At 65.8% G+C, this 18,404-nt stretch carries 9 protein-coding genes; 2 read left to right on the plus strand and 7 right to left on the minus strand.

Features of this window, described 5'->3' with window-relative positions:
• Positions 1 to 177 precede the first annotated feature (177 nt).
• Complete coding sequence (locus VFC51_05540) at positions 178 to 2,016, plus strand: S9 family peptidase (GenBank protein ID HZT06472.1); 1,839 nt, start codon at positions 178 to 180, stop codon at positions 2,014 to 2,016.
• Positions 2,017 to 2,040: 24 nt separating this feature from the next.
• Here the strand turns inward: VFC51_05540 and VFC51_05545 are convergent, their stop codons facing one another.
• Complete coding sequence (locus VFC51_05545; GenBank protein HZT06473.1) at positions 2,041 to 5,184, minus strand: hypothetical protein; 3,144 nt, start codon at positions 5,182 to 5,184, stop codon at positions 2,041 to 2,043.
• 166 nt (positions 5,185 to 5,350) lie between these two features.
• On the opposite strand from VFC51_05545, the gene VFC51_05550 reads away from it, so the two are divergent.
• Positions 5,351 to 7,594, plus strand: a complete 2,244-nt coding sequence (locus VFC51_05550; GenBank protein ID HZT06474.1) for a xanthine dehydrogenase family protein molybdopterin-binding subunit — start codon at positions 5,351 to 5,353, stop codon at positions 7,592 to 7,594.
• Positions 7,595 to 7,789: 195 nt separating this feature from the next.
• On the opposite strand, the gene VFC51_05555 is transcribed toward VFC51_05550, so the two are convergent.
• The 6 genes from VFC51_05555 to VFC51_05580 form a co-directional block, all read right to left on the minus strand.
• Complete coding sequence (locus tag VFC51_05555) at positions 7,790 to 10,216, minus strand: DUF3536 domain-containing protein (GenBank protein HZT06475.1); 2,427 nt, start codon at positions 10,214 to 10,216, stop codon at positions 7,790 to 7,792.
• A 126-nt stretch (positions 10,217 to 10,342) separates the two neighbouring features.
• Positions 10,343 to 11,572 carry a Rieske 2Fe-2S domain-containing protein gene (locus VFC51_05560; protein ID HZT06476.1) on the minus strand — a complete coding sequence of 410 codons (1,230 nt, stop codon included), beginning with the start codon at positions 11,570 to 11,572 and terminating at the stop codon, positions 10,343 to 10,345.
• Between the two features lie 66 nt (positions 11,573 to 11,638).
• Positions 11,639 to 12,043 carry a response regulator gene (locus VFC51_05565; GenBank protein HZT06477.1) on the minus strand — a complete coding sequence of 135 codons (405 nt, stop codon included), beginning with the start codon at positions 12,041 to 12,043 and terminating at the stop codon, positions 11,639 to 11,641.
• A complete protein-coding gene (locus tag VFC51_05570) occupies positions 12,040 to 14,049 on the minus strand; it encodes an ATP-binding protein (GenBank protein HZT06478.1) in 2,010 nt (669 codons plus the stop codon). The genes VFC51_05565 and VFC51_05570 overlap by 4 nt, the downstream gene beginning before the upstream one ends.
• 2 nt (positions 14,050 to 14,051) lie before the next feature.
• Positions 14,052 to 14,879 carry a CheR family methyltransferase gene (locus tag VFC51_05575; protein ID HZT06479.1) on the minus strand — a complete coding sequence of 276 codons (828 nt, stop codon included), beginning with the start codon at positions 14,877 to 14,879 and terminating at the stop codon, positions 14,052 to 14,054.
• A 15-nt stretch (positions 14,880 to 14,894) separates the two neighbouring features.
• The coding region (locus VFC51_05580; GenBank protein HZT06480.1) for a response regulator at positions 14,895 to 18,404 on the minus strand (3,510 nt) is incomplete at its 5' end.

Genomic DNA, 18,404 nt, shown 5'->3' on the forward strand with positions numbered 1-18,404 from the left:
GCGTCACGCGCCACGGAGCCCACGATCGCGACGGTCGCCCCCTACGGTTCCTGGAAATCGCCCATCACCTCGGCCCTCATCGCCGCCGGCACGATCGGTCTCGGGCAGATGGCCACCGACCGTGCGACCGTATATTGGATCGAGCAGCGACCCGCCGAAGGAGGTCGCTCCGTAATCGTGCGCAGGGCCCCCGACGACACCATCGCGGACGTGACGCCGCGACCGTTCAGCGTTCGGACGCGCGTCCACGAGTACGGCGGTGGGGCATTCGCCGTGGGGGGCGGCGTCGTGTACTTCGTGAACGATGCCGACCAACGGATCTACGCGGTTCGGGATGGCCACGCGCCCACTCCCCTGACACCCATCAACTCCTGGCGATATGCCGACTTCGCGCTCGATCCGCGCCGAGGGCTGCTCTTCTGCGTGTACGAGCGCCGCGTGTCACCGCCCGACGATAGCGGCGACGTGCGGGAGGTCGTCGAGAATGGGCTCGCCGCGATCCCGCTCGCAGGAGGTCCACCCCGGTCGCTCATTGCCGATACCGATTTCTGTGCGAGCCCGCGCCTGAGCCCGGACGGCCAGCGACTCGGCTGGCTGTCGTGGAATCACCCCAACATGCCCTGGGACGGGACGGAGCTTCGGGTGGCACGGATCAACGCGGAGGGCGATCTCGAGACCCCAGACACGATCGCTGGGGCGCGGGACGGCAACGAGTCCATCTTTCAACCGGAGTGGGCCCCGGATGGGAGCCTCTGGTTCGTCTCCGACCGGTCGGGCTGGTGGAACCTCTATCGCTCTCGTGCCGGTGCGGTCGAGGCGCTGTGCCCCCGGGAGGCCGAGTTCGGCTTACCGCAGTGGGTCTTCGCCATGTCAACCTACGCCTTTCTCCACGATTCCGCGAGCCGCGTGCTGTGCGCGTTCTGCGACCGTGGGGTTTGGCGCCTGGGAACCCTGGACGCGAACAATGGTCGGCTCTCCCAGATCGATCTCCCCTACGTCACGGTCAGCGGCATTCGGACATCGGGCGACCACGCATGGTTCGTGGGAGCGACGCCGACTGAGGGGCCCGCCATCGTCGATCTGGACTGCACGACGGGCCAGGCGAACACGATCCGGAGATCGAGCGACACGGCCATCGACCCGGGATTCATCGCGCGAGCGGAGGCGGTTCAGTTCCCATCGGAGGGTGGCGAGCCCGCGCACGCATTCTTCTATCGCCCCCGGAATCGCGACTTCGTCGCACCGCCGGCTTCGCTCCCGCCCCTCATCGTGATGAGCCATGGTGGACCGACGGGCGCGACGACCCCGGCGTATCGCCCGGCAATTCAGTTCTGGACGAGCCGGGGATTCGCCGTGTTGGACGTCAACTACGGCGGGAGCACCGGCTACGGGAGGGCCTACCGCCAGCGGCTCGACGGGGAATGGGGCGTCGTGGACGTCGCCGACTGCGCCAATGGGGCACGATGGCTAGCCCAGCGGGGGCTGGTCGACCCGCGCCGGCTCGCCATCACGGGCGCCAGTGCGGGCGGCTACACGACCCTCGCCGCCCTCACCTTCACCGACGTGTTCTCCGCGGGCGCCAGCTCCTACGGCATCAGCGATCTGGCATCGCTGGCGCGCGATACGCACAAGTTCGAATCCCACTACTGCGACCGGCTCGTCGGCCCCTATCCGGAGCAGCGCGACCTGTACGCCGAGCGTTCGCCGGTCCACCACGTCGATCGGCTGTCCAGCCCGATGATCATCCTCCAGGGACTCGACGACCCTGTCGTGCCTCCGAACCAGGCGGAGGCGATGGTCGCGGCGCTCCGGCGCAAGGGCTTGCCCGTCGCGTACATAACGTTCGCGGGCGAGCAGCACGGGTTCCGCCGGTCTGATTCGATCGCGCGCGCGCTCGACGCGGAGCTGTACTTCTATTCGCGGGTGTTCGGATTCGATCTGGCCGAGCCTATCGAGCCCGTCCCCATCGAGAATCTCGACGAGGCGCGAACCCCCTCGCCCCCGACGATCGGGTGAGCGTGAGGGGGTTCGCGCCTCCTATCACGGCCCGCCGCGCGAGCCGAGCCTGTTCGGCGTGGCCACTTGAAGGGCGCCGCGCGCCGCGGCCCGCGAATCCGTCGCGAGATTGCTGACGCCCGGTAGCCCGCACAGGATGTCGGTGTATCCCAGGAGCGTCGGACCGCTGAGGGCGCCGACCGCGTAGCAGGACATGCCGTTCGTCGGCAGCTGCGCGCTGTTGATACTTCCGGCGACCACCTGACCCGCTCCACCAATGGGCTGCACCAGGAAGCTATCTTGGCCGCCACCGAACGGTCCGTTCCACGTCAGGCTGGCCGTCGTCGATTGGTTGAGCGCGAGGGTGAAGTTCTGTGGAGACCCAGAGGGCGTGTGGAATCCCACCAGGGCGCACAGCACGTCCGACAGCGCCTGCGGAGAGGTCCCCAGCGGCAGGAGCAAATAGCAGTCCATGCCGAACGGCGCGTTGAAGTCGGTGAAGCTCGTGGCGGCAGACGGAAGTGGGCCGCCGGTTGGGAGGGTCGAGAGGACCCCGTTTGCCAGGCGAAGGATCAAGTAGCCGGACTGCGCGCCGCCGGGCTGCCAGTTCAGCAGGACGCCGCTGCTATTCGTCGTAATGGAGAGATTGCGACCTCCGATGGCGCCGCCGATGGTCGGCGTCGCGGTCGGGGTGCGCGTCTGGGTCCGCGTGGGCGACGCCACGAGCGTGTTCACCGGCGACGTCGACGTCGGTGGGGGCGAAGTAGGCGTCGCCGCCGCGCTCACCTTCTTCTCGATGAGCACGTCGTCGACGAACGGCCCATTGTCGGTGATACTGCTATCGCTTTGGAAGATCCACGCGATGTAGACGACCGGCTCGCCCATGAGGTTCCCGAGCGCCGGCGCGTTCTTCAGATCGATGACCTCGTCAAGCCAGCCGTTGGCCGTGGGCGGCTCGGAGGTCGTAGAGCGTCCCGACAGCCCGGTGACCTGGAACTCCTCGCCATCAATGGAAGCGCCCCAGTACACGTAGTCGAAGTTGATCTCCGTCTGCAGCCAGAGGCTGAACCGGACATCGCCGTCGACCGCGTCGGCGAGGCTAAACGGCCCGAAGATCATCCATGAGTCCATATTGTTCGCGTAGTTCGACGTTGCGGGGTTGAGCGCACCGGAGCACCCGGCGGCGGGCCAGGCGCTCTTCGAGCCGAAGCGCGCCTGGAATGCGACCGGTGCCCAGCACAGGCCGTTGCCGAAGGTCGCCGCCGAGTTGTCGAACGTCAGCCACGAGCTGGTCGGCCAGGAGCCCTCGAACGTCTCGCAGGTAATCGTCGTGAAGCCCGGCGTGGTGGACAGGGGCTGGGCGGTGGTTCGAGCCGATGCCATCGGCGCCGTGGCCGTGTCGACGATCGTCATGTGCCGCGGCGCGCTCGTGCGCAGCATCGGCCGCACGTCGCTCGCCGATCCGGAGCAGGACGAGTTGGGGAGCGGGGTCAGGGTGCCCGCGGCGGTCTGCGTCGGCGTGCGCGAGGGAGCCGACGTGGAGGTGGGGAGAATCGTGCCCGTCGGAGTGGGCGTGGAGGTCGGCAGGACCCCACCGGGGTCGTCGCGCTCGCGCATAAACCAGAAATTGTGGGGTTTCACGTTCGCGTTGGCGCTTCCGCCCTGCTGAACGTGTCCCACGGCGAGCCAGGTGTTTGGAAACTGGTCATGGGCCACCGCGCCGGTGTAGTCACCCCAGCGCCCTGAGGTCCCGTTGGTGCTCGTCGCGACCTGGTGGATCTCCCAACCGCTTGTCGTGACGTCCGGCGAGAAATCGTCCCGAATCAGCGCCTCGATCGTGGGCAGGCTGCTGCCCCCGAGCACGCTGACTTCACCACCGATGTGCCCGCGCGCGTTCACCGCGACCGCGGGGTACAGAATGGCGGTGCTCGTGCTGAACATATCCGGTTGCGACACGATCGCCAGGGTGGACGGGTTGAGGATCAGCACCCGCACGAACGGGAACGGCCGCCCGGTCATGCTCGCCGAGTCCCACATAAATCCCAGCTCGGTCGAGTTGAGCCAGCCGGTCTGCATTCGCCGGTCCGCGCGCGTGCACGGATCGAGATTGTCAGGCCCAGTGCAGCTGAACGTGGCATTGCTCGATCCGGAGAGGCCCGAGACCGTCGTGATCGTCGGAGACGAGTCTGATTCCGGCCACCGGAACACATCGACTGAGGTGCTGCCCGATACGGATCCGAAGAACATCGTCGTTGTGGCGCCGGATACTGGTGTCACGGAGAAGCGGCTCTGGTTGACGAGCGTATTCATCGTGAACGAGACGTTATCGCGCAGCGCGTCGAGGGGGATGCGGGCCATCACCGACATGCTGCTGCTCGTCGCGTTCGTGTCGAACACGTTGCTTGTGAAGTACAGGAAGTTGTTGCTCACCGCCAACGTGGGATAGTCGAGCCACTTGCCAAGGCCGAAACCGAAATCCGCCGGCGTGAAATCGTGCATCTGCCACGTGTTGGAGGCGAGATCGCCCGCGCCGTGGGCGACGGCGATCCGGACACCGTTGGTGTCGGTGGAGGTCGACCCGGTCTTGACGTACTGGAGGTACCAGAAAACGAGGTCGCGACTGTTGTCCTGGGCCACGCGCTGGTCGCAACAGAAGCCCGCAGAGAAAGCGAACGGGGCTTCCGGGAAAGTCGTGGAGGGATCTATGTACGAGAAGGTGGACCCGTTGTTGGAGGATACGGCTGCGTACCAGTTGCCCGTTTGGAAGATGGTGCTGCCCTGAACGCCGACATTCGGCTCGTTGACGTTCGAGGTGCCCGATGTCGGACTGAGGGCGGTGTCGCGTTTGAGGACGAACGTGCCGGACGCTTGCGTCGTCACGTCACCCACCCGTGTCTCAGCGACCTGGCTCGCTGGCGCGGAGCCGCCTGAGTCGGCGATCGCTGATCGGCCGAGAGGCTTGTCGACCGCTGGTCCCGACGGCGGCGCAGCCAGCAGTGGCCCCTGCACGACCGTCCCCGCAGGCTTCAGCACCGTGCCGGCGACATCGCCGTTCGGCAGAACCTTGGTCACGACGTACTGGTCGACTTTCGGTTCTGCCTGACCGCTGACCGGTCCGGATTGGAGCGCCAGGAGACCGACCGAGAAGATGGCCGCGACGAGTCCGGTGATTCTGCGAAATGAGTCCACGTTCGCCTCCCTGGCGGTAACAATTTGTAACATCGGCCAGTGTAGACGCCAGGACACCGATGGATCAAGCCCGCGCTGATCCGATACTTCCCGTCATCAGATCGCCATCGCGAGGCATCGGCGCGCTGGTGCACAATGAGAGGCACCAAGAGGCTGGGAGGCATTGATGGCGATGGCGCCTGCGTTTTCGACAATCGGGAAGCCGATCCCCCGCATCGAAGGGCGTGAGAAGGTAACCGGCGAAGCGACGTACGCGGTCGACGTCGTCCTCCCCGGTACGCTCTGGGGGATCAACGTTCGGAGTCCAGTACCCAGCGCGCGCATCGTTTCGATCGACACCGCGCGAGCCAGGGCGCTCCCCGGAGTGCGGGCCGTCCTCACCGCGGCCGACATCCCGGCGAAGCGCGTGGGGCGTTCCATCAAGGACTACGAGGTCATCTGTCGCGATCGCGTGCGGTACGTTGGCGACGTCGTGGCCATTATCGCCGCGGACGATCGCGACGTCGCGGAAGAAGCGGCGCAGCTCGTCGCCGTCGCATACGAAGAGCTACCGGCTGTTTTCGATCCCGTTCTCGCGCTCGAACCGGGCGCTCCGCTGATCCATCCGGACCTTCGATCGTACGAGGGTTTTCCGGAGGGGATTCCAGAGGAGCTACGCAACGTCTGCTCGAGGCTCGTTGTCGAGCGGGGCGATCTCGCCGCCGGCTTTGCCCAGGCGGACGTCGTAATCGAGAACACGTACCAGACGCAGATCCAGCATCAGGCGTACCTCGAGCCCTACAACTGCACGGCGCGCGTCGACGAGCGCGGGCGAGCCGAATTCTGGGGGCTCAACAAGATCCCGTTCGCCCTCAGAAATGAGCTATCCGGCACCCTGGGCCTGCCCGTCGAACAGATCGTCATCCATGCCGTACACATGGGCGGCGAGTTCGGCGCGAAGGCCAGCCCGGGGGACGCGCCCGCGGCGTATTACCTCGCGCGGGCGACCGGGCGGCCCGTCAAGTTCGTCAACACCTACCAGGAGGAGCTGGCCGTGGGAACGCCACGCCACGCGGCCATCATCCGCCTCCGCACCGGCGTGAAGCGCGACGGGATTCTGACAGCCTGGGATGCCCAGGTGCTGTGGAACAGTGGGGCATATGGCGGCCACAAGCCGCCGCTGTTCAATGGGAACCTGGGCGGGTCCAACAATGCCGCTGGGTGGTGGGCCGTGCCAAATGTTCGAATCGAGGCCCTCATGGTCTACACGAACAACGTACCGTGCGCGTACATGCGGTCCCCCGGCCAGCCCCAGACGGTATTCGCGGAGGAGGCCCAGATGGACGCGGTCGCCCGCGCGCTCGGGATCGATCGGCTGGAGCTCCGTTTGAAGAATCTCCCCTCCAGCACGTTCGCGCCGGAAGCCGTGCGTCGCGCGGCGGAGGCGATTGGGTGGAACGAGCCGAAGCCGCCCCACGTGGGACGAGGCGTGGCCGTAGGCGCCCGGGGCACCGGCGCCGGGACCGCCAGCTCGGACATCACGCTGAACCCGGACGGCACCATCACCGCCATCACGGCGGTCCCCGACCAGGGTACCGGCGGCCTCACGGTCGTCGGCCAGGTGGTCGCCGAGGTGTGGGGCGTGCCGCTCGACCGGGTCCACGTGGTGCACGGCGACACCGACATGCTTCCCGTTGACGTGGGATCCGGGGGAAGCAGTATCACCAACTCCGCCGGCCACGCCGCGATGGCCGCGAGCGCCAAGGTCCAGGAGCAGCTGGCTCCTCTCGCCGCCGAGATGCTGAATGTGGCGCAGGCGGAGTGGACGTCTGGTGGCTGGCGAGAGGCCGGGCGCCCAAACGGACGGGTCGTCACAGTCGATGAGCTGGCCGCCGAGATGCTTCGGCCAGGCGACGAGCGAGCCCATGCCCAGGTGACGCTGGCGCCGGAGCGCAGTCCGAATCAGCTCTTCTCCGGTCAGGCGGCCGAAGTCGCGGTAGACCCCGAGACGGGCCAGGTGCGGCTGCGCAAGATCGTTTCCGTGCAGGACGTGGGAACCGTGATCAACGAGCTGGGCCACCAGGGCCAGATCGATGGGTGCGTCGTCCAAGGGGTGGGGCTCGCGCTAACGGAGGAGGTCGGACTCGAAGAGGGTCACGTCACGACCCAGAACCTGGGCGACTACAAGCTTCCCACGATGCCGGACGTTCCGGCTCTCGAAACGATCAACGTGAACGTGGAGACCGGCCCCGGCCCCTTCAACGCCAAGGGCATTGGGGAAACGCCGCACGTGCCCACCGCGGCCGCCATCGCGAGCGCCGTGGCCGACGCCATCGGTGCGCCAGTGACCCGCCTGCCGATCACCGCGGAGCGGGTCCTTGCGGCGATGGCGGAATCGGGGGGCCAGCGCACCGAATCAGCCCATCGGTGAGCCGTCGTCGGTGGGCGCCACCCGCCTCTCGCACCCGGCGCGCGCGGCGATCTCAACGCTCCCTCCCCGGCCCGCGCCTGCTCCAAATTGCCCCCTCCTCCGCCGCGGCGGGAGGGTCGGGTTGGGGACCCTGCGTCAGGCCTGCCCTGAGCGAAGCCGAAGGGCTCAGGGCGACCGGATCGGGGCCCCGCGGGGCTACGGGTGGGGAACGCGAATGCCGAGGTCGGACCCGAGCGCCAGGAACCGACGCCGTCGGGCACTGTGTTCCTCGCTGAGCCCACCGTCCCCGCAGAGGGAGACGCCGACATCCCCGTGGAGCAGCGACCAGTAGACATTCTGCACGCGCCACAGATCGACGTTGAATGGAAAGAGCTTGATGGCCCGGACGACCGCCGACAGCGAATCTAGAAGCCTGGGGCTCGACGGATCGCGCGCCAACTTTTCCGCGGCTCGGACCGCGCGCTGGCCCGCAAGTTGGCGAAGGCTCGCTTCATCCAGCCCGACGCCTGCGCGTCCGACCGAGGCCAGGATGCCGCGCATTCGCTCCAGATCCGGCTCGTCCCGTTCGAGCTCGCGCCGCAACGCGCTGTTCAGGACGGTCTCAGCGGCCGTCTTCAGGGAGCGCGGAAGCGGAATGCCCAGCTCGTGCACGAGGGCGACGAGCGGCGCGCGGCGCTCGAACACCTGTCGCGCGGCGCTTTCCGTCTCCTCGACAGCCGCCGCCAGCATCGGAGCGAGGATCTCCCGCTGTTCGTCTCGAAACAGCGAGTTGAGCGAGTACCGAACGCCGCCGAAGTGTTTGTCGAGCTGCCGGATTACCTGTGCAAGGTCCGCCTGTTCGAAATCCGCCGTCACCTCCTCGGCCATGGAAGCGAAATCGCCGAGATCGGCGGACCTGCGAACGCCGGCGCTCAGGTTCTGGTCGCCGAAATGCAGGACGCCAAAGGTCACCGAGTCGCTGTCCCAGGTCAGACCAGATGTCACATGCACGCGGCCAACCGCGAGCTTCGCGCTCCCGCGCTGCCGGACTTCATAGTCCTCGACGTCGAAGGCGAAATGGTAGCGCGTCGCGCTGGCGACGGTCGATCGGAATACGGAGCTGATGGCGAAGTGGGCGCCGGCCTCGAGCGGCCCAACGATTGACGGTTTCACCAGCGCGCGGTAGATGTCCGCCCCGTTGCCGCGCTCCGGCACGTTGCTCTTCGCCCCTTCGAGGATCTGACAGAACCGCGGCTCGAGGTCACGATGGAGCACGTCCCGCGCAAGCTGAATGACCCTCCCCGCGTATTCGAGGATCTGGACCGTCTCGATGCCGGAGATGTCATCGAAGAACCAACCACAGCTGGTGTACATCAGCATCGCGTGGCGCTGCATCTCCATAAGGCTCAGAACCTCGCGTCGGTCGTCGGGGCTCAGGACGTGTCGCGCGTGCCGCGCGAAGAACGCCTCGACGCTCGCGCGCGAGCGGTCGAGGATCACCGAGATGTAGTCGTCACGCGCGCTCCACGGGTCGTTCAGGTGGCGACCGGCTCGCTCCTCCCAAGGCCTCGCGACGGCGTCGCGCAGATCGTCGAGCGCCGCGCGAAGCGGCGCTCGCCATCGCTGATTCCATGAACGACCCGAATTGCAGCCGCAATCACCACGCCAGCGCTCGAGGCCGTGGGCGCAGCTCCATGCGGTGTTTTCGCGGATGTCGACTTCGTGGGTGGGAGGGCGCAACGCCAGGTACTCGCCATATACGGTGATGCGGGCCAGCGAATCGCGCGCAATCCGGCGCAGCGCGAAGGCAAGGGCCATCTCACCCCACCGATGGTGGTGACCGTAACTCTCGCCATCCGTGGCGAAGTGGACGAGCCCCGCCGAGGCGCCGTTTTCCCGATAGCCCGCCATGAGACGCTCGGCGAAACGCGCTCCGTCTGCGAGCAGCCCCTCGAAGGCGACACCGTGCGCGATCGCGCCGTCGTAGAAGAACAGGTCGATCGATTTGCCGGACGGGAGGCGGCGGCGGTATGGCATCGTCGGGTCGATCCGCCCACCCTCGACGTCCTGCCACGCGTCCGTGCCGATGCGGCGAACGCCGCGGGCCTGATCCGGAGAGAGGATGGTGAAACGGATGCCCGCCTCCGCGAGCGCCTCCAGCGATGGGTCGTCGACCGCCGTTTCGGGCAGCCACATCCCCTCCGGCGCGCGGCCAAACCGGTGCTGAAAGTCTCGGAGCCCCCAGAGAACCTGTGTATGGCGATCCTTTGCGTTCGCGAGGGGCATGATCATGTGGTTGTACGCCTGCGCGATAGCGCAGCCGTGTCCGCCGTAGCGATGCTCGCTCTCGTGGTCCGCGGCGATGACGGCGCGGTAGACGTCGGGCGCATGGCGCTCCATCCAGCTCATGAGCGTGGGCCCGAAATTGAAGCTCATCGACGCATAGTTGTTGACGATGTCGATGATCTGGTCCTCGTCGTTCAGGATCCGCGCGGCCGCGTTCGGTCCGTAACACTCGGCGGTGATCCGCTCGTTCCAGTCGTGATACGGCGCAGCCGATTCCTGGTACTCGACCGCTTCAAGCCATGCGTTCTCGCGAGGCGGCTGATAGAAGTGGCCGTGGATGCACACAAACCGATCCATGGGTCGATGGTAACTCCGGAGAGCGGGACATCACGTGTCGCCGCTGCGATCGCTCGGGGATGCGCGCGGGAGGAACGTCTGGCGAATCCTCGCCGCGCGAGCGCGCCCGAGGCGCCAGGACCGCGGCTACACCCAGGCGGGCTCTGGGAATCCGGACATTTTGGTCCAGTCCGCTCCCGTGGGAACGAGCCGCTGCTCGGCTCGAAGCTCGTCGAAGCGAAGGGATGGGTCGAGCCCTGGTGGCTGTTCGCCTCGTTCAAGTCCCCGCACGGCGTCCAGCATGCGTCGGCGGAACCGAATCACGGCGACGTCCGACGCCCCGAGGTGCTCCTTGTGGCGCGGGGCGAGCAAGCCCATGCTTTCCGTCATCGCGCGATCCTGGGCACGAATTCCCTGAATTCCGGACCAGTTCCCAGCCTTCATCGCCGCCCGGTCTTGCAGATGCATGTTGCCGCGATTGCCGGCCGGTCGGTAGCCCGTCTCGAGCCCGGCCTCCTTCTGAGAATCGACGAGGGGCCCGAATCGACTCAGACTGAAGCTGAAGAACGCGTGCGTCTCGTCGTCGATCGGCACGTAGACGCGATGGGTCGCCGTCTCATACGGCGCGCCGTCGCGCATGGTGCGGAGCGGAGGCGTGAACGTGTGAAACGGCGCCGCGAATAGCGTGATCCGCACGTACTTGAGCTTGTCTGCGTCGCTATCCGGATCTCGAATGGCGGCGTACCGGTAGCCATAGAGCGTGTCCTCGACCTCGAAGCGTGGGGCGTGGTCCCGCGGCCGTCCGCGCACGTCTGACGAGTGGAGATAATCCGTGTGAGCGGAATCGATGTCTCCTTCGAGCGCCTGGGCCCAGTTACACGCCTGGATCGTCTTGGCCAGCCCCACGCGCTCCGGCGGAAAGTGGGTCCATTCCCACTCTGGAAAGGCTGGCACACGATGCTTCGGTCCCATGTATGTCCAGATCACGCCCGCGTGCTCGCGTACGAGGTATGCTCGCTGCTTGATCCGGTCCTTGAACGTGCTCTCCGGTGGCTCGGGCGGCGTTTCGAGGATGTTCCCCTCCACGTCATACTTCCAGCCGTGGTACAGGCAGCGGAGGCCGCCTTCCTCGTTTCTACCATAGGCCAACGAGGCGCAGCGATGCGCGCACGCCTCGTCCAGGATCCCGACTCGCCCGGTGGTGTCGCGGAATGCGACCAGGTCCTCGCCGAGCAGACGCGTCCGGACGGGCGTGCAATCCGGTTCCGGCAGCTCCTCGCTGAGCAGGGCGGGCATCCAGTAGAGGCGCACGAGCTCTCCCATGGGCGTGCCCGGCCCGGTTCGTGCGAGCAGCTCGTTCTCTTCAACACTCAGCATCATGTCCTCCGCGTGCCCGGTTGGGAAACTGACCCCTGCATCATACTCGGTGCAGTCGATCTCGTCCTAGTCCGCGGCAAGGGTGCCGCGCACCGCGGCGGCGAGATCGTCGAGGTCAAAAGGCTTCGCGATATATCCGGCCGCGCCGATTTTTCGGGCGCGCTCGGCCACGGTTCCCGCGGCGCTCATGACGAGAATCGGTGGAGGATCGGCGAAGAGCTTCGTCAGCTCTGCCGCGACCTCCTCCCCGCTCAGGACGGGCAAACCCATATCGAGCACGACGAGAGTCGGGCGCTCCTCCGCCGCGCGATCGAGGGCTTGCCGGCCATCGGCCGCGCTGGCAACGATATACCCTTCGTCCTCGAGCACAGCGCAGACGACGTCTCGAAGGTCTGGCTCGTCCTCGACAACCAGCACAACCGCGCGCCCGCCCGATCCAGCACGGACTATCGACGGGCTCTGCTCCGTCAACCGGTCCTTCCGCGCGCAACACCGGGAAGCTGGACGACGAACATCGTGCCCTTTCCCTCGGCGCTCTCGACGGTGATGAACCCTCCGTGCTGGTCGATAATCTGCTGTGCGCCCGAGAGGCCGATCCCAGCGCCCTCGATATGGCCATGAACGTTGCTGCCGCGATAGAAGCGTTCAAAGATCCGCGGGATCTCGTCGGCTGGTATGCCCAATCCGTGGTCTCGCACGCGAAGTTCTGCCCACTCGTCATCGCCCACAGTCGTGACCGCGACTCCCAATTCGATGCGCCCTCCCTCGGGGCTGTACTTTATCGCGTTGGTGACCAAATTCACGATTACCCGCTCGATTCGGTCGCGGTCCCAGACTCCGACGATCGGATCGCTTGCGCATTCGACGAGAATCTCGTGCCGGTCGGACGAGGACTGCAGCTCGCTCGCAACCTCGCGCACGAGGGAGATGAGGTCGACCGGTTTGGGGTCCAGCTCGATGGGCCGACCCATCTGCAGGCGTGCCACGTCGAGCAGCTCGTTGACCATTCCATTGAGCCGCCGCGTTGCCTGATCGATGCTCCGGAGCCCCTCCAGGACCGTATCCATCGCCGCTCCCTCGGTCCGGCCCGCGCGACGCATGAGGAGCTGGGCCTGAGCTTTGACGATTGCCAGCGGATTCTTCAGATCATGTGACGCCGCAGCCAGAAACGCATCCTTCTGGCGTTCGAGCTCGATGATTGGCGTAATGTCCTGGAGCGCGGCGACACCGCCCACAATGCGCCCATCGGCGTTGCGCAGCGGCGCGCTGTTCATCAATACGGGGATGGGATTGGCGCTCGCCTTGCTGCTGATCATCAACTGTTCGCCGAGCACCGTTTCTCCCTGCACAATGGCCCGCACGAGAGGAAGCTCCTCGGAGGACATGGGGGACCCATCGAGACGATAGCGGCTGAGCGACTCGGCGGCCCAGCAGTCCGATGCGTCGGGGAGTCCGCCGATGATCTTCACGGCCGTGGCATTGCACATTTCGATGCGCCCGTCAGCGTCCGCGATCAGGATCCCCTCCGGCAGCACGTCCAGCACTTGCTGTAGATGGTCGCGGGCGCGCTCCGCCTCGGCGCGCGCGGTCTGCTCGTGGATGAGCCGCGCTCGCTGCTCCTCCGCCTCACGCATCTGCGTGATGTCCTGCCCAATGGCAACGTACCCGACGAGGCGCCCGTCCGTGCCGACGCGCTGCTCCACGGAGAACGCCGCGCTGAAGGTCGAGCGGTTCCTCCGCACGCCGTCGAGCCTGCTCGTCACTCGTCCGTGCTCCCGCGCGGCTTTGAGCAGGCCCTCGACTCGCCTCGCGGATGCGTCCTCCGCACGCACGAGTCGAGCGAGGCTCTTACTGCCCACGATCTCCGAATCCTTGTACCCGAAGATTCGCCGAGCGCCCTCGTTCCAGGACAGAATGGTGCCGTCGAGGTCGAGGGCCATGATGGCGTATGCCGTCGCGCCCTCGAGCACGCTGTTGAGGAACGCGGTCGTATCGGCGAGCGCCACAGCCTGCCGCTTCACCTGTTCGGTCTTCCTGAACAGGTCGATGAATACGTTGACCTTGGAGCGCAGGATCTCCGCGTCGATCGGCTTGACGATGTAGTCAACGGCGCCCAGGGAGTACCCGCGGGCGATGGATACGTCCCCACTAATCGCCGCGGTCAAAAAGATGATGGGCGTCTCCCGCGAGCGCTCCCTGCTGCGGATCAACTCGGCGGTCTCGAATCCGTCCACATCGGGCATGTGGACATCGAGCAGCACGACAGCGAAATCGTCATGCAAGACGGCGCGGAGCGCCGCGGCGCCCGAGTCGGCGCGGACCAGCTCGCGATCCGGCGCCGCCAGCACGCTTTCCAGCGCCGTCAGGTTCTTCACTTCGTCGTCAACGAGCAGAATCTTTGCTGCCGGCACGTCCTGGACGGCCGCGTCCTCGCTGGATACCCGCCTTTTCGGTTCAGCGATGCGGGACGTCGCCATCACTAGTAGATCCTCCGATAGATTCCACCTGTGGAGAACAGCTCGTACGCGGAACGCGCGGAACCATCGATCGTCTCGCTGGCGCCCAGACACAAGAACCCCAGACGCACCAGACTGGTTCGAAAGAGCTCATGGCCCCGCGCTTGAACCGGGGCGCCAAGCGCGGGAAGCACACCGCGGCAGAGGATCGCCTGAAACTCATTGAACGGACCGTCGGTCGCGAGATTGTGCTGGGCGAAAATCACGTTGCGCTTGAGGGATGGGCGGAAGATCGCGTTGTCGTAACGCGCTGTGTAGTATTCAGAAAAGGCTTCCCTGCCCCCTGCGCGCACATAATTCGCAGTGTACTCCTGCATGGACGCGAGGGGGAAGATGCCTTCCCGCGCCCGATTCAGGGACCAGCCGACGACGTCGGTGGCATAAAGCCGGCACCGATCGTACAGGCCCTCCTCCTCGAGGAGTATCGCCATCGAATAGACCTCTTCGCCCGTCGAGCACCCGACGTGCCAGATACGGATGAAGGGATAGGTTCTGAGGAAGGGAACCACCGCCACCCGAAAGGCGCGGTAGAAAGCGGGCTCGAAGAACATGGCGTCCGCCTCGGTGGTGAGGCTCCGAAGCAGCCGTCGCCGACTCCCTTCGTCGTGGAGCATCTTCTCCCGTAGCCCCCTCACCGTCTGAAGCTGCTCCGCCTCGACTCGGCCCTGGATCTTGCTCCGCAGCCGGGCCACCGGCATGGCGCGGTAGTCGAACCCATAGTCGTGCAACAGGATCTCCAGCAGATCCAGCTCAGCCGGATCCAGGAGGCCCTCGCCAATCAGACTGCCCAAACCGCCCACTTCCATTTAGCGATACAGCCAGACGCGCAAGAGCGAGAGGAGCTGATCGACGTCGACCGGCTTCGTGATGTAATCCGAGGCGCCGGCGTCGATACATCGCTCCCGGTCACCCTTCATGGCTTTCGCGGTCAGTGCGATGATGGGCAGGTTGGCAAATCGCTCATTCGCCCGGATATTGCGTGTCGTTTCGAAGCCGTCCATCTCGGGCATCATGATGTCCATAAGCACCACGTCCACGTCGGGATGCTTGCGCAGGGCCTCGATGCCATCGCGTCCGTTTTCTGCGTAGGACACGATCATCTTGTACCGCTCAAGCGCGCTCGTTAACGCGAAGATATTGCGCATGTCATCGTCGATGATGAGGACTCGCTTGCCTTCGAGGACCGGGTCCGACCGATGCACCTCGCGCAACATCCTGCGCTTCGCTTCGGGGAGATTGGCTTCGACGCGATGCAGGAAGAGCGCCGTCTCGTCCAACAAGCGCTCGGGGGACTTCGCGTCCTTGATGATCACCGTCTCCGCCAGCTTTCGCAGGCGAGCCTCTTCTGCCCGAGTCAACTCCTTTCCCGTGTAGACGACGATGGGCACGGTGCGATCGACCTCGTCCTTGATCCGCGTAATGAGGTCGAACCCCGACATGTCTGGTAACCCAAGGTCGAGCACCACGCAATCGAACGTATCGCGCTTCAGCGCTTCCAAAGCTTCCGCCCCCGTCCGGGCGCCGATCACCACGACGTCGTCGTCTGCGATCAGCTCCGTGATGGCGTCGCGCTGCACGTCGTTGTCCTCGACGACCAGGAGATTTCGAAGCCGGCGGTCGACGAACCCCACGAGTGTATCGAGTGCGGCGTTGAGCGATTCTTTGTTGACGGGCTTGCGGAGCTGCGCGATCGCGCCGATCTCCAGCGCGCGCCGGTGCTGCTCGGCGGCCGAGATGACGTGCACGGGAATGTGTCGGGTCGATGGATCGTGCTTCAGGAGGTCGAGCACTTTCCAGCCGTCGAGCTCGGGCAGCACCATATCCAGCGTGATGCCGTCCGGGCGGTAGCGGCGCGCAAGGGCGAGGCCCGTTTTGCCGTTGAGCGCCACGAGTCCTTTGAATCCACGCTCGCGCGCGGCGCTCAAGAGCACGCGGGCGAAACTGAGATCGTCCTCGATGACGAGGAGCACGCGATCGCCGGGCTCGATGGAGTTCCGGTCGTCGTCCACCTCGGGCTCCGCGAGAATCTCCTCCTCATCGGCCTCCCGATCCGCGGCGAGAACGGCCGCCCGTGAGCGCCGCTCCAGCGCCGCTACCGCGTCTGACGTTCGGGGGGCCGGCATCGCGATCAAGCCGGCCTTGGCATCGCCGTCGAATGGCTCCGCTCCAAGCGAGCGACCCGTCGCAGCGACTGGCTCGTACGACAGGGGGAGGTAGAGCATGAAGGTGCTCCCGACGCCGGGACTGCTGATGAGCCCGATCTCCCCGCCCAGCAGATAGGCGATCTCGCGGCTGATCGACAGGCCGAGCCCGGTGCCGCCGAAGCGCCGACTCGTGTCCATGTCCGCCTGCTGAAACGCTTCAAAAATGATCGATTGTTTGTCCGCGGGAATCCCAATGCCAGTATCGGTTACCGAGAAGCTCACAACGGTCCTGGCGCGATTCAGCCCTTCGTGATCGCTGCTCCAGCCGCGCTCTGCCCGAGCGATTTTCAGGGTCACGCTCCCCTGCTCGGTGAATTTGAAGGCGTTGGAGAGCAAGTTCTTCAGGATTTGCTGGAGCCGTGCCGAATCCGTTCGAATCGTCTTTGAAAGGGAGGAATCCAGCTCGATGGCGAAGTCGAGGCCACGCTGGATCGCCACCTGGCGGAACGTCCGCTCCACGTCATCCACGATGTCGCGGAATCGGACCTGGCCAACGTCGATCGCCGTCGTCCCGGACTCGATCTTCGAGAGGTCGAGGATGTCGTTGATGAGCGCGAGTAGGTCATCGCCCGCGGAGCGGATCGTGCCGGCGAACTCAACCTGTTTGGGCGTCAGGTTTCCGTCGGGGTTCTCGGCGAGCTGCTGTGAGAGGATCAAGAGGCTGTTGAGTGGCGTGCGCAGCTCGTGAGACATGTTGGCGAGGAATTGCGACTTGTACTTGGACGTCAAGGCGAGCTGCTCGGCCTTCTGCTCGAGCGCGTGCCGCGCTTCCTCGACTTCGCGCCGCTGCCGCTCGACTTCCGCGTTTTGCTCGGACAGCAGCCGCGCCTTTTCCTCCAGCTCGAGGTTTGTCTGCTGCAGCTCGGTCGTGAGCGCCTGTGACTGCTTCAACAGCTCCTCGGTGCGCAGGTTCGCGTCCAGCGTATTCAGCACGATGCCGATGCTCTCTGTGAGCTGATCGAGGAAGTTCAGGTGCGTTTCGCTGAAGCGGTCGAAGGACGCAAGCTCGATCACCGCGCGGGTCTCGCCCTCGAAAAGCGCTGGCAACGAGACGATGTTCAGCGGCGGAGCGTCCCCGAGCGCGGAGTTGACGCGGATGTAGTCCCCGGGCACATCGGTCAGCACGATGCGCTTGCGCTCCTGCGCACACTGGCCGACCAGACTCTCGCCGAACCGGAACTGCGTCGGGAGGTCCGATCGCTCCTTGTAGGCATAACTCGCGAGGAGCTTGAGGGTCGACTCGCCTTCGACCGTGTCGGTCACGTAGAACACGCCGTGCTGCGCCCCGATGAGAGGCGCCAGCTCGGACAGGATGAGGCGCCCGACGGTCTGGAGGTCACGCTGGCCTTGCAGCAATCCGCTGAAGCGGGCCAGGTTCGTATTGAGCCAGTCCTGCGCGGTGTTCTTCTGGGTTGTGTCGCGGAGGTTCCGAATCATCTCGTTGATGTTGTCTTTGAGCTGCGCCACCTCTCCCTGGGTTTCCACCTGAATCGAGCGAGAGAGGTCGCCGGACGTCACGGCGGTCGCCACCTCGCCGATGGCACGAAGCTGCGTGGTGAGGGTCGCCGCGAGCTGGTTCACGTTGTCCGTCAGGTCGCGCCACGTTCCGGCGGCGCCGGGCACGTTGGCCTGGCCGCCGAGCTTTCCCTCCGTCCCGACTTCGCGAGCCACGGTCGTCACCTGATCGGCGAAGGTCGCCAGCGTGTCGGTCATATTGTTGATGGTCTCTGCCAGCTCGGCGATCTCACCTTTCGCCTCGAACGTCAGCTTGCGTTTCAGGTCGCCATTCGCCACCGCTGTGACGACGCGAGCGATGCCGCGAACCTGCTCGGTGAGGTTGCCGGCCATGGTGTTCACCGAGTCGGTCAGGTCCTTCCACGTCCCGGCCACGCCGCGCACCTGCGCCTGGCCGCCCAGCTTCCCCTCCGAGCCCACCTCCCGCGCCACTCGCGTCACCTCCGACGCGAACGAGTTCAGCTGGTCCACCATCGTGTTGATGGTGTCCTTCAGCTCCAGAATCTCCCCCCGCACGTCCACCGTGATCTTCTTCGACAGGTCCCCGTTCGCCACCGCCGTCGTCACCTCGGCGATGTTCCGCACCTGGCTCGTCAG

The organism is Chloroflexota bacterium, assembly GCA_035652535.1.
In the GTDB taxonomy this organism is placed as follows: Bacteria; Chloroflexota; UBA6077; order UBA6077; family SHYK01; genus DASRDP01.